Origin of the sequence: Paraburkholderia sp. RL17-368-BIF-A (genome assembly GCF_046054045.1) — a bacterium.
GTDB lineage: Bacteria > Pseudomonadota > Gammaproteobacteria > Burkholderiales > Burkholderiaceae > Paraburkholderia > Paraburkholderia graminis.
In genome coordinates this window covers 16,745-29,401 of record NZ_JARESN010000011.1, presented here as the reverse complement: position 1 = coordinate 29,401, position 12,657 = coordinate 16,745, and the positions used below count along the sequence as shown (strand labels likewise).

Here is a 12,657-nt window from a genome sequence, read left to right as displayed (position 1 = left end):
TGCGAGAAGTTGTCAAACAACTTTGCGAGCGATAGCGCGGGCGCGAAGGGTTCGCGTTCGCGGCGAAATGCCCAAACGCAACGCATCGCCTTTTATATGACAATGCGTGCGAGGACCGTGAATAGCGTGAGGAAGCGAAACTGCATCGCAAATCGGTGATTGCGGTAATAGCCGCGATTTGGCAAATGAGGTCGTTTTGCCCGTTTGATTGGCAGTCGTCGCAGCGCGGGGATGAGGCCGCGAAACCGGCGGCGCAGCGTTAAACCGTTGCTGCGTGCGGCTCGCGGCGGCATAGGGGCTGGAGGACGCATAACCTGCAATCCGCGACGAGCGGATTTACTGCGGGCAGCAATTATGCAGAGGTAAAGCCCGGATTAATGCCGGCAGTCTCGTGCGGGGCTCTTTCTGTGCAACAGGCTTTTAGTGATAGATTGCGATTAAAGCAGCCGTAAATAAAAACCTGCGCAAATGACCTACCGGATATTTGCGAGTCTGAGAGAGTCGAAATTGTCGCTACATTTTATCGAGCAGATGGCGCCGCTACTGGACGCCGCCGACGAGGCGGCGTGGTTCGGCGCCGTCGCGGATCTCGCCGAGACGTGGGGATTCGACCGGCTTCTGATTGCCATGCTGCCGCGCCCGACCATTCGGCTGGAAGACGCGTACGTGCGCAGCACCTATGCGCCCGCGTGGCGCCGCACTTACGACGAGCAGGGTCTCGTGCACATCGACCCGACCGTCGCGCATTGTGCGACGCGCTCCACGCCGCTTGTCTGGTCGCCGGAAATCTTCATCACGGCGCCGCAGCAGTCCATGTACGAGGAAGCCCGCGCGCACGGTTTGCGCGCCGGCGTGACATTGCCGATTCACGGCCCGAATCAGGAAGCCGGCATGATGTGCTTCGTGAACGACGCAAATCCGACCGACACCTTCTGGCGTCATATCGACGTCGTGCTGCCCAACCTTGTGCTACTGCGCGACCTGGTGATCGACACCAGCCAGCGCCATCTGCATACGCACACGCAGACGCTCTTGCCGAAGCTGACGCCGCGCGAACGGGAGTGTCTTCAATGGACCGCGCGCGGCAAATCCACGTGGGAAATTTCGCATATCCTGAACTGCTCGGAAGCCGTGGTGAACTTCCACATGAAAAACATCAGGACGAAACTCGGCGTGAATTCGCGGCGCGCGGCAGCCGTCATTGCGACACAACTCGGGCTTATTGACCCGGGTTGAGCAAGGCGGCGGCGTCGCGGCTGTGGAGCACGCGCTCGGCGCGGCCGAGGTCCGCATCCGAGACGGTCTTGGTGAAATACAGGCCCAGCAGGATCGAAACCGGTGCCGGAATTTCGGCGCCGGATTCAAAGCGGCTGCCGCGCGACTGGGTGACGCCGAAACGCGCCCAGAAACGGCGCTGGCTCTCTTTTTTCTTTTTGCGGTAAGCAATGATCAAGACCCGGTCCACCGCTGTGGAAGGCTCCGCCGAACGCGTTTGGAGGCCGGTTTGCGGTTGCCAGTGATTGTCCAGAAGTTCCATTTTCGTGTCCCGTCGGTTGAGTGCTGTTGCTATCTCAAATTCTGCGTTATCCGATAAGCATGCACACCTATCCAGGTAGATAGGTGGCGGAACGATTCAGAATGCATAAGTTTTCCTGCGTATTGGTTTTCCCCAACACGTTCAGGAGAACGTCATGCAAACAGCAATCCGGATTGGAATGCGTCAAGAGTTCGACAACGAAGACATCAACGAGATGTACCGCCTGCGGGCGCGGGTGTTTCACGGCCGGCTGGGGTGGGATATTCCGACCATAGCGGGCATGGAGATCGACGGCTACGATGCGCTGGGACCGCATTACATGCTGATTCAGGGCGACGACCGGCGCGTGCGCGGCTGCTGGCGCCTCATGCCGACCGAGGGGCCGAACATGCTGAAAGACACCTTCCCGCAACTGCTGCACGGCGCGGCGGCGCCGGTTGGGCGGCACATCTGGGAACTGAGCCGCTTCGCGATCGACACCAGCGGCGAGGAGAAGTCGTTCGGTTTCGCCGATGTGACGATGCAGGCGATCCACGAGCTGGTCACGTTCGCGGACCGCATGGGCATCACGCGCTATGTGACGGTGACCACGACGCCAATTGAACGGCTGTTGCGCAAGACCGGCATTGAAATCAGCCGGCTCGGTTCACCGCTGCAGATCGGCGTGGAACGCGCGGTAGCGTTGGATATTGCCGTGAGTCCGAAAACGCGCACGGCTCTGTTCGGGCCGATGGCCGCAGCCGCTTAGCTCCTCCACTGCTTCGCTGCTCCGCCGCCTGGCTGCCGGCCGCCGGCCATCGCAACTGTCCACGCGCTGCTAACTCTGCTCGATCCGTGCGCGGCGGATCACGCGAAGCTCCCTACGAACCAAACATCCGTTCGAGCGCATTTTCCAGGTGCGCTCGCATCGCCTGCCCTGCCGCCTGCGGGTCTTTACGGCGGATCGCGTCGAGCACCGCTCTGTGCTCAGCCTGCACAAGGCGCTGCCGCTCCACCGTTTTCACGAGCGAGAGATTGCGCGACAGGTTCATGCTGAAAACAATCTGTTCCTCGATGAACGACATCACCGTGATGAAAAACGGGTTGCGCGACGCGCGCGCCACCGCGAGGTGGAACAGGAAGTCGTCGTGTGCGCCGATGCCGCGCGTCTCGATGATGCGTTCCAGTTGCTGCCACGCTTCTTCGATCGCGGCGATGTCGTCGGCGTCGGCTTTGAGTGCCGCATGCTCCGCCGCGCCCGTCTCCGTGACGATGCGAAATTCATAGCAACGGCGGATGTCGGACAGCGTTTCGAGCGGCGCAAAACGCCGCACGTCGGGATCGGGCCGCCGCGCGACCGTCGTGCCCGAACCGTGGCGCGTCACGATGATGCCGTCCGCCCTCAGCCGCGCCAGCGCCTCGCGCACCGTGGGCCGCGAAGTCGAAAAACGCTCGGCCAGCGCGTGCTCGGTGGGCAGCCGCTGACCTTCCTTGTACTCGCCTTCGAGAATGCGATTCAGGATGTCGCCGTAAATCTTGTCGGGCAAGCCCGTCGTTTTGCGCTCGTTCATCGGCCGGGCGGATGCAGCTTGTCAGAGTAGGCTCCAATTGTAAGGCAAACCCTGGCGGCATTCGCCGCGTTTCGCGCTCTTGCAATCGGGCGAAAGGCCGCCGCACCTCGCTGCCAATGTGCGGTCTGTCCGCGCGGCTCCACGTCAAAATTTGTGAACCGCTTGATTTACATCCTGTCCGAACGCAAGTCGGTGGATCATGATCGAAGTTTCGCAACCTGACGTGGAGTGGATATGTACACACGCATTCTTGTAGCGGTCGACGGCAGCCAGACTTCGCGCCACGCCTTCGAGGCGGCGCTCGCGCTCGCCAGATCGACGGGCGCTGTTTTGCAGCCGCTCTATGTCGTCGAAAATACGCCGATGTATTTCGAGGCGCCCGGCTACGATCCTTCGGTGCTTCGCAACCGGCTGATCGAACAGGGCAAGGAACTCGGCGTGGAGTTGGCGCGCGAAATGGACGCGCAAGGTGTGAAGGGCGAGATTGTCGTTAGCGAGGCGGCGTCGCTCGATGATGTATCAACCGCTGTGCTGAAAGCCGCTGCCGACTTCAACGCCGATCTGCTCGTCATGGGCACGCACGGCCGGCGCGGATTTCAACGGCTGATTCTCGGCAGCGTCGCCGAGCGCTGCGTGCGCCAGGCGCGCTTGCCGGTGCTGCTGATTCCATCGGCGGCAACCAAGCAGGCCGACGATCCGCACGCGGATATCTGAAGTCGCCGCAACGGCGTGCGGCGTGCGGCGTGCGGCGTGCGGCAGCATCAAGGCTGCCCGCCGCGTTGCAATGCGCGATGAGTCACGTGATCGTCCAGCAAGCGCCGCATCGTCGCGAGCAGGATCGCGCCGTCCACGGGCTTGCGCAGGAATCCGTCGAAGCTCACGAAGGCGGGCGGGCTCGGTTCTCCCGAGACAAGGATGAACGCGACGTCGGCGAGACCCGGCAGCGTGCGCAACCGGTGACATAGCTCGCTGCCCGACATGACCGGCATGCGCCAGTCGGCAACCACCACGTCGACCGGCGCGGCCATGAACTGCGCGAGCGCCGACTTGCCGTCGAGCGCCGTCTTTACTTCGTAACCCCCCGCGGCGCAGACGGCGCTCCATGCGTCGAGCGCCTCGGCGTCGTCATCGACCAGCAGTACGGTTGCCATGTGCAATTGTCCTATCGCTTCGACGACCTGCTTCGCAACCCGCATGCCAACGCGCGCTGCCCGCTTGCGCGAGCCGGCGTGCCCGTAGGCAAGCCGCGAAATCAGGCTGTGAAACGAAGCCGGAAAGCGCGAGGCTGCCGCCATGCGGCATGGTTAATTGCCGCTCGCGAGAGCCTCGCGTGTTGCTGCCTGTTGTTGTTAACAATAGCAACTCAATCGCACCTCGGCAGGCAAACCGCTTGACGTTGCAACGTCAGCCGCGCGCGAGAGCAGCCGCGACGAGGCGCTGCTGTTCGTCGCGATGCGCGCGTATCGACGAGTGCGCGCCCGACGGACTTTCGCGCCGACACACGTCGACAATGCGGCAGTTCGCCGGCACTGCCTGCTCGATTTCGTCGCGTACGAAATGCCATGCGCCGTGCTTCTTTTCCTCTTCCTGCGCCCACACCACTTCCTCGAGTTGCGGGAAGGCGGCGAGCGCAACGGCAAGCTCGCTCGTCGGAAACGGATACAACTGCTCGACGCGGATGAGCGCGGTTCGCGTGTCGCCGCCAGCATCGCGCGCTGCCTGCAAGTCATAGAAGAACTTGCCGCTCGACAGCACGACGCGCGTCACGTCTTGCGGCGAAGCGACGCCGCTGTCTTCCAGCACCGGAAGAAACGCGCCGCCGATCAACTCGCCGAGCGGCGAATGCGAGCGCGCATTGCCATAGAGCTGTCCTTTCGGCGACATCACGACGAGCGGCTTCGGCTCCGCGCTCAACGCCTGCTCGCGCAGCATATGGAACCATTGCGATGACGTCGACGGCATCACGACCTTCATGTTGCCGCCCGCGCATAGTTGCAGAAAGCGGCTGACATACCCGGTCGAATGCTCGGGGCCGACGCCTTCGTGGCCATGCGGCAGCAGCATCGTCAAACCGGAGCGCTGGTCCCACTTGTACTCGCCCGCGGCAATGTATTGATCGATGATGACTTGCGCGCCGTTCACGAAGTCGCCGAACTGCGCTTCCCAGATCGCGAGGTGAGAGCCGGTCTGCACGCTGTAGCCGTATTCGAAACCCAGCACCGCCTCTTCGGTCAGCGGCGAGTTGACGATGTCGAACTCGCCTTGATGCACACCGAGGTTTTGCAGCGGCACATAAGGCTCGGTCGCGTTTGCGGTGTCGCTTGCCGCATTGCCCGCCGCATTGCCTTGCGAATGCCACACCGCATGCCGATGCATGAATGTGCCGCGACCGACGTCCATGCCGGAGATGCGCACACTATGGCCGTCGTCAAGCAACGTCGCGTATGCCAGGTTTTCCGCGAAGCACCAGTCGACGGCCGCGGCTTCATCGTCAACGCTCTTTTGCCACTGCGCGGTAATGTTGCGCAGCAACTCGTGCAGCCGGAACGCGGGCGGCGTGCGAGTCAACGCCGCGGTCAACGACTGCATGCGCGCGAGCGACAACGGCCGCGTGCGCTTTATCCGGTTGCCGCGAGGCCGTGACGAAGTTCGCGCGGACGGCGGCGTCGTCTGAAGCTCCTTCAACGCTTCAGCGCGCAGCACGTCGAGCGGCGTTTCTTCGCCGATGGCCGCGTGATACAACTCGGTGACGGTCTGATGCGTCGCGATCGCCGCTTGCTGCAACGGCTGCGTGAGCGCGGGGATGTCATGCTCCGAGTGACCCAGACGCCGATAGCCGATCAGGTCGATGATCACATCGGCCTCGTGCTCCATCCGGTATTGCAATGCGAGCTTCGCGGCGCGCATCACTTCGTCGGGACGATCGGCGTTCACGCGGATCACGGGCGCGTCGATCATCCGCGCAATGTCCGTGCAATACGAATAGGCTTCGGCGTCCATCCGGTTCGGCGTCGTGAAGCCGATCTGATTGTTCACGATCACATGGATCGTGCCGCCCAATGCATAGCCGTCCTTGCGTGTCATGTTGAGCGTTTCCATCACGATGCCCTGGCCCGCGAAGGCGGCGTCGCCGTGCATGACGAGCGGCAGGCAGCCGAAGCCGCGATGCTCGTCCTGGTACGCGCGCGCCATGCCGCTCACGACCGGATAGACGCTTTGCAAGTGCGACGGATTGGGCGCAAGGAAGATCGCGACATCGCCGTCTTGCGTCTTTCTCACCGTACTGGCGCCGAGGTGATACGGCAGATCGCGCTGCACGGCCGCGGCTTCCGAATCGGGATCGAGACAATCGACCAGCTTCGCCGGATCGAAGTCCATCACGTTGGCAAGCACATTCAGGCGCCCGCGATGCGGCATGCCCGCGAACACCTGCCGAACGCCATGAGCGGCAGCCTGATCGACGATTGCTTCAATGAGCGGCACGAGGCTCTCGCAACCTTCGAGCGAGAAGCGCTTTGCATGTTCGAATCGGGCCGCCACATGACGCTCCCACGTTTCAGCGGCCACGAGGCGGCGCAGCAGACGGCGGCGCGGCTCGCGCGCCGGCAACGGCGCAAGCTGCTCCGTCTTGAGCCGCGCGGACAACTGGGCGCGGCGCTGCTGATCGCGGATGCCGGTCAGATCGAGGCCGATCGCGCCGCAATAGACGCGCCGCAATTGCCGCTCGAGTTCATGCACCGCAGCCGAAGGCGGCAGCAGCGGATTTTCGGCGCCGATCGGCTGCGCCGGATCGAGCCCATGAAACACAGGGTCGAGTTCGGGCACCTCGGGCACGGGCGCAAAGCGCAGCGGATCGAGCGACGCCTGACGATGACCGTGCTGACGGAACGCGTCGATGAAGCGCCGGACCTGCAGCGTCCGCGCTACCGGCGACAGGTCGCCTGCCGGTTCGATAACCGCGCCGGCTGGCGAGCGTGAAAGAACAATCGATTCGGAAGAGACGTGGGACATGTTGGATAGCGTGCGGAAGAAACCGTTAATCGGATTCCGCTGTCCGCATGCGAATGCTCGGGGCGTACGCCCGCGACGGCAACGCGACGGTTGGCCGTGATCTTCGGCAGACAGCGAAACGGGAAAGAGCGCGATGCGGATGCGGGCTTGCAGCAGCGCTCGGTCTTCTATGTGTTATCGAGCCGGTCCGCGCGACCGGCTCGTGTCTCCGTCCGTTGCCTGCCTCGACTTCTACTGGGCCGACACGAGCCACGCACCCGCATCGCTGACATCATTCGAGCGATGCGCATGCGAGTCGCGCGTGACGCGACGTTGTTTCGACGTGGCGTCGTCGAGCTTGAAGGTGCTGACGGTCTGCGTGAGTTGCTGCGCCTGGTCTTGCAGAGCCTGCGCCGCGGCGGCGCTTTGCTCGACGAGCGCGGCGTTTTCCTGCGTCACCTTGTCCATCTGCGTGACGGCGTGGTTGATCTGCTCGATGCCTTCGCTTTGCTCCTTGCTCGACGAACTGATCTCGGCCACGATTTCCGTCACATGACGAATGCTCTTCACGACTTCGCCGATGATCTGTCCGGCTTCCTCGACCATCTTGCCGCCGGTGCCGACCTGACTCACCGAGTCGGCGATCAGCTCCTTGATTTCCTTCGCGGCAACGGCGCTGCGCTGCGCGAGGCCGCGCACTTCGCTCGCGACCACCGCGAAGCCGCGCCCGTGTTCGCCCGCGCGCGCCGCTTCCACCGCAGCGTTGAGCGCGAGAATATTGGTCTGGAACGCGATGCCGTCGATCACGCCGATGATCTCGACGATCCTGCGCGACGACTCGTTGATGGCGGTCATCGTGCTGACCACCTGGTTCACGGCTTCGCCGCCGCGCACCGCGACATCCGACGCGCTCGACGCAAGCTGATTGGCCTCGCGTGCGTTATCGGCGTTCTGCTTGACCGTCGACGTGAGTTGCTCCATCGCGGCCGCCGTCTCTTCGAGCGAGCTCGCCTGATGTTCGGTGCGGCTCGACAGGTCCATGTTGCCGCTCGCCACTTCGCGCGTCGCCTGGCTGATCGTGTCCGTGCCTTGGCGCACTTGCGCGACGATGCCGTGCAGATTGCCGGTCATGCGTTCGAGCGCGGTGAGAAGGCGGCCCACTTCATCGGTCGAATCGATGTGCAGATGATGCGTGAGATCGCCGGCCGCGACCGCTTCGGCGAGAACGACCGCACGGTTGATCGGCCGCGTGATGGTGCGCGTGATGAAGATGCCGGTCGCGATCGCGATCACCGTGGCGAACAGCGCAAGCAGAATCATTTGCAGCTTCGCGTTGTGCGCTTCGGCGACGGCTTCGGCGACATCGCGCGCCATCCGGTCCGCCTGCACGTCGACCATCTTGTCGACGAGGACGTAATACGCATCCTGCAGCCGCGCCATGTCGCCCTGATAGACGTCGCGCGCGTCCTGCTGCTGGTTCTTGCTGACCAGATCGAAGAAGCTCTTCACGCTCACGCCGTAAGCCGAGCGCGCGTCGAACTGCTGCTTGAAGAGCGCCCGGGTTTCATCGCTCGTCAGGTGCTTTTCGAGCTCGGCGTAGGCTTGCGCATTCGCTTTGCGGATCGCCGCGTAGTCGTCCATGTACTGCTTGGCTTTATCGGGCGACGTGGTCAGCAGCAGATTGCTCAGAATGCCGTTTGCCTTGTATCCGTTGCTCTTGATCTGATTGCTGAGCGCGATCAGCGTATAGCGATTGCTGACGATCTCATCCATCTTCGTGTTGGTCGACTCGAGATGCTCGATGCCGACGACAGCCGTGCCGACCAGCAGCGCGACCATCAGCGCAAAGGCGGAGCCAAGACGAACCCCGATTTTCAAATTCGAAATCTTCATGTGTCTAATTCCTTCCCCAACCGCTCGATAAAAGTTGTCGCGAAGCGCGCGCAGTTCACCGCATTGCGGCACCGCCCCGCGCTTCGGCGTGAACACATCCGCCTCGTCTCAAGGCGGTTCACTCGATGACGCCGACTGGGCACGTTGTAGTCCGCCCCTTTCTCGTTGCCGCCGAATTCTTCAGACAATATGACGACAAAAATTACTAAACCTTGAGAGTCGTGTGCGCGAGAAAGAAAAAAATTCGTCAAACGTTTGCGAGTGCGCGGGAAAGTCGCTGGTTGACGCAAAACGTTGAGTAAGAGCTCGCGCGGGCGGGAAAGCGCATTCGGACGCTTCCGCGTTTGGAGGACGCAAGGCGCGGCGTTCTGACGTCGCTCAAGATGCCTGAGCGCGGGAGCGCGTCATTTTGCCGCGAAACGGGGGACAGAGCCGGTGGGACAATCAATCATTACCTCCTGACATCGGCTCAGACATGTTGACCCCTACCGTTGTGATTCCCGCCCCGCCTTCGGCCCCGAGTTCCGCCCCGGGTTCGGCCCCGGCTTCCGCCGTTCCGGGCGGCTCCGCCGTCACCTCGCCCGCACCGCGAGCCAGCCGCCGGGCGACGCCGCGTGCCGCCACGCGCACGCCCACCCGCAGCGCCGCGCGCTGCTCGAGCTGCTCGATGCGGCAGTTGTGCATGCCGCAAGGCTTGTCGAACGACGAACTCTCCAAACTCGAAACGCTGATCTGCTCGGCGCGCTCCGTGCATCGCGGGGAAGCGCTGTACCGCAGCGGCGACCGTTTCGACAACATTTACGCAGTGCGCTCCGGCTCGATGAAAACCGTCATGGCGCACCGCGACGGGCGCGAACAGGTCACGGGCCTGCGCCTTGCCGGCGAAGCGCTCGGCCTCGACGGCATCAGCGAAGACCGGCACGCATGCAGCGCGCTCGCGCTCGAGGACAGCACCGTGTGCATCGTCCCCTACACCGCGCTCAAGTCGCTGTGCCGCGAAATCGGCTCGATGCAGGAGCGCCTGCACAAGCTGCTCGGCGAGCAGATCGTGCGCGAAGCCGCCCAGATGATGGTGCTCGGCTCGCTGTCGGCGGACGAACGGGTCGCGGCCTTTCTGCTCGACGTGTCCGAGCGCAATGCGCAGCGCGGCTATTCGTCGGCGGAGTTCAATCTGCGGATGACGCGCGAGGACATGGGCAGCTATCTCGGCATGACGCTCGAAACCGTGAGCCGCACGCTGTCAAGATTTCAAAAGCGCGGCCTGATCGACACGCAAGGCAAGCACATTCGCATCGTCGATCTGGACGGCTTGCGGCAGGTCTAAACCCCGCGCACAGGGCCGGCCGCGGCCCTTTGCACGTTTTTCCGGCGGGTCTTTTGCCTTGGCATGGCAACTGCGAGCGGGTACAGTCTTTGTTTAGTCCGTCCCCCGCAAGGAGACCCGGCGAATGAACCGCGATCCCCGCCCGCATCACCCGCTCGTTCAGCGTCTGATCGACGCGCGTCAAGTTACCGACGCTCTCTTCTCCATCGTCAAGCCCGAGTTTCTGTACGAAAGACCGATCCGCGAGCGGCATCGCATCGTGTTTTATATCGGTCACCTCGAAGCTTTCGACCGTAATCTGTTCGATCAGCGTCTGTTCGAACTGCCCGCTTTCGATCCCCAACTCGATCAGCTTTTCGCCTTCGGCATCGATCCGGTTGATGGCGGCTTTCCCACCGATCAACCAGGCGACTGGCCTTCGCTCCAGACCGTGCGCGAGTATGGCCTGCGCGCTCGCGAACAGATCGACCGCGAACTGCGCGCGCTGACCGATTCCGCGCGCGTCGATGCGTCGGAGCAATTGCTGAATGTCGCGATCGAGCATCGGCTGATGCACGCGGAGACGCTTGCGTACATGCTTCATCAATTGCCGCTCGCACAGAAAGTGACCGAGCTGCGCGAGCCTGTCGTGACCGGTCCGGGGCGCGCGAACGGCGTATCGTCGATGGTCCGCGTGCCTGCGGGCTCGGCCACGCTCGGGATGCGGCGCGACGGCGGCCGCTTCGGCTGGGACAACGAGTTCGGCGAATTGCAAGTGGACGTGCCGGCCTTTGAGATCGACCGCTATATGGTGACGAACGGCGCGTTTCGCGAGTTCATCGACGCGGGCGGTTATCGCGAGCCGCAGTGGTGGTCGGAGCAGGACTGGGCGTGGAAGGAAGCCGAGGGCATCGAGCATCCGGCATGCTGGTCGCGGCGCAGCGTCAATAGCGAACGTAACGGTGAAGACAGCGGCGAAGGCAACGGCCGTCGCGACGAATGGACGTTGCGCACCATGTTCGACGACGTGCCCTTGCCGCTCGACTGGCCCGCGTACGTCAGCCACGCCGAGGCGAGCGCATATGCGCGCTGGGCCGGCAAGGCGCTGCCCACCGAAGCGCAATGGCAACGCGCCGCGCAGGGCGCGCCGCACGCGGGCTCGGGCAACTTCGATTTCCGTAGCTGGGACCCTCGGCCCGTCGACGCTTATCCCGACAACGTGAGCGCATTCGGCGTGGAAGGCCAGTTCGGCAACGGCTGGGAATGGACGTCGACATTGTTCGACGGCTTGCCGGGGTTCGAGCCGTTTCCGTTCTACCTGGGTTACTCGGCCAATTTCTTCGACGGCAAGCATTTCGTGCTGAAGGGCGGATCGGCGCGCACCGCGCAGTGCATGTTGCGGCCGACGTTTCGCAACTGGTTTCAGCCGCATTATCAGTACGTTTATGCGGGGTTCCGCTGCGTGAGCGCGTGACGAATCACGCATAAGAGAACAAGCCTGCCGAAAAAACCGGCAGGCTTGCTTATGCGTCGCTTCCTGCTCGCGCGACTCGATCAGGCGTTGAAACCGCCGTCGATCGTCAAGCTCGCGCCCGTGACAAATGCCGCTTCCGGGCTGACAACATAGGCGACCATCCCTGCGATTTCATCCGGCCGTCCATGACGCGGAAGCGCCATGAAACCGTGCAGCATCGACGCGAAATCGCCGGACTCAGGGTTCATGTCCGTATCGGTCGGACCGGGTTGCACGTTGTTGACCGTGATGCCGCGCGGACCGAGATCGCGCGCGAGGCCTTGCACGAGTCCGCGCAACGCGGACTTACTCATTGCATACGCGGCGCCGCCGGGAAACGGCATGCGTTCGGCGTTGACGCTGCTGATGTTCACGATACGGCCGCCCTCGCCCATATGCGGCAACACCGCCTTCACCGCGACGAAAACAGCGCGCACGTTGACTTGCAGCGTTCTGTCGAAATCCTCGAGCGAGAACGTCTCGACCGGGCCTAGCGCGAGCACCCCCGCGTTGTTCACGAGAATATCGATCTTGCCGAATTTGCCGGCGACATCGTCGATCGCGCGGCTCACCGCCGCGGCATCGCCCGCGTCCGCTTGCAATGCGAGCGCGCGGCCGCCCTGCTGCTCGATGCTGCCGGCGAGTGCCTGCGCGGCCGCCGACGAACCCTTGTACGTGAACGCTACCGTCGCGCCTTCCTTCGACAAACGTTGCACGATTGCCGCGCCGATGCCCCGGCTGCCGCCGGTGACGAATGCAACTTTGCCAGTCAGATTTGCAGTCATGTCTTGCTCCAATGGGTGAGTGAGTGGAGAGCAGTATCGTCCTGACATTCCCCTTCGACTAGCGTGTGATCTAGACTATCTCTTTC

The 12,657-nt window shown here is 63.1% G+C and carries 11 protein-coding genes; 5 read left to right on the top strand and 6 right to left on the bottom strand.

The window, feature by feature from the left end:
• The first annotated feature begins 531 nt into the window (after positions 1-531).
• A complete protein-coding gene (locus tag P0D87_RS19595) occupies positions 532-1,236 on the top strand; it encodes a helix-turn-helix transcriptional regulator (RefSeq protein ID WP_029966858.1) in 705 nt (234 codons plus the stop codon).
• Here P0D87_RS19595 and P0D87_RS19590 read toward each other — a convergent pair.
• On the bottom strand, positions 1,220-1,537 hold the full coding sequence (locus P0D87_RS19590) for a helix-turn-helix domain-containing protein (RefSeq protein ID WP_006049650.1): 318 nt from the start codon (positions 1,535-1,537) through the stop codon (positions 1,220-1,222). The genes P0D87_RS19595 and P0D87_RS19590 overlap by 17 nt on opposite strands.
• A gap of 154 nt (positions 1,538-1,691) precedes the next feature.
• On the opposite strand from P0D87_RS19590, the gene P0D87_RS19585 reads away from it, so the two are divergent.
• Complete coding sequence (locus P0D87_RS19585; RefSeq protein WP_029966860.1) at positions 1,692-2,285, top strand: acyl-homoserine-lactone synthase; 594 nt, start codon at positions 1,692-1,694, stop codon at positions 2,283-2,285.
• A gap of 112 nt (positions 2,286-2,397) precedes the next feature.
• Here the strand turns inward: P0D87_RS19585 and P0D87_RS19580 are convergent, their stop codons facing one another.
• Positions 2,398-3,087, bottom strand: coding sequence for a FadR/GntR family transcriptional regulator (locus tag P0D87_RS19580; protein ID WP_006049652.1), 690 nt, complete (start codon positions 3,085-3,087; stop codon positions 2,398-2,400).
• A 234-nt stretch (positions 3,088-3,321) separates the two neighbouring features.
• On the opposite strand from P0D87_RS19580, the gene P0D87_RS19575 reads away from it, so the two are divergent.
• Positions 3,322-3,801, top strand: coding sequence for a universal stress protein (locus P0D87_RS19575; RefSeq protein WP_006049653.1), 480 nt, complete (start codon positions 3,322-3,324; stop codon positions 3,799-3,801).
• Between the two features lie 47 nt (positions 3,802-3,848).
• On the opposite strand, the gene P0D87_RS19570 is transcribed toward P0D87_RS19575, so the two are convergent.
• The 3 genes from P0D87_RS19570 to P0D87_RS19560 all read right to left on the bottom strand — a co-directional run bounded on the left by P0D87_RS19570 (position 3,849) and on the right by P0D87_RS19560 (position 8,970).
• Complete coding sequence (locus tag P0D87_RS19570; RefSeq protein ID WP_006049654.1) at positions 3,849-4,238, bottom strand: response regulator; 390 nt, start codon at positions 4,236-4,238, stop codon at positions 3,849-3,851.
• A 253-nt stretch (positions 4,239-4,491) separates the two neighbouring features.
• Positions 4,492-7,098 carry a 2-oxoglutarate dehydrogenase E1 component gene (locus tag P0D87_RS19565; RefSeq protein WP_053859957.1) on the bottom strand — a complete coding sequence of 869 codons (2,607 nt, stop codon included), beginning with the start codon at positions 7,096-7,098 and terminating at the stop codon, positions 4,492-4,494.
• Between the two features lie 231 nt (positions 7,099-7,329).
• A complete protein-coding gene (locus P0D87_RS19560; protein ID WP_029966864.1) occupies positions 7,330-8,970 on the bottom strand; it encodes a methyl-accepting chemotaxis protein in 1,641 nt (546 codons plus the stop codon).
• Positions 8,971-9,445: 475 nt separating this feature from the next.
• Between P0D87_RS19560 and fnr the strand changes: the two genes are divergently transcribed.
• Together fnr and P0D87_RS19550 are read left to right on the top strand one after the other, a co-directional pair.
• The gene (gene fnr, locus P0D87_RS19555; RefSeq protein ID WP_149029233.1) at positions 9,446-10,294 is read left to right on the top strand and encodes a fumarate/nitrate reduction transcriptional regulator Fnr; all 849 of its coding nucleotides are present in this window, start codon (positions 9,446-9,448) and stop codon (positions 10,292-10,294) included.
• A 124-nt stretch (positions 10,295-10,418) separates the two neighbouring features.
• Positions 10,419-11,747, top strand: coding sequence for an SUMF1/EgtB/PvdO family nonheme iron enzyme (locus P0D87_RS19550; RefSeq protein WP_053859956.1), 1,329 nt, complete (start codon positions 10,419-10,421; stop codon positions 11,745-11,747).
• 80 nt (positions 11,748-11,827) lie between these two features.
• Here the strand turns inward: P0D87_RS19550 and P0D87_RS19545 are convergent, their stop codons facing one another.
• Positions 11,828-12,571, bottom strand: coding sequence for an SDR family oxidoreductase (locus P0D87_RS19545; RefSeq protein ID WP_006049659.1), 744 nt, complete (start codon positions 12,569-12,571; stop codon positions 11,828-11,830).
• Between the last annotated feature and the right edge of the window lie 86 nt (positions 12,572-12,657).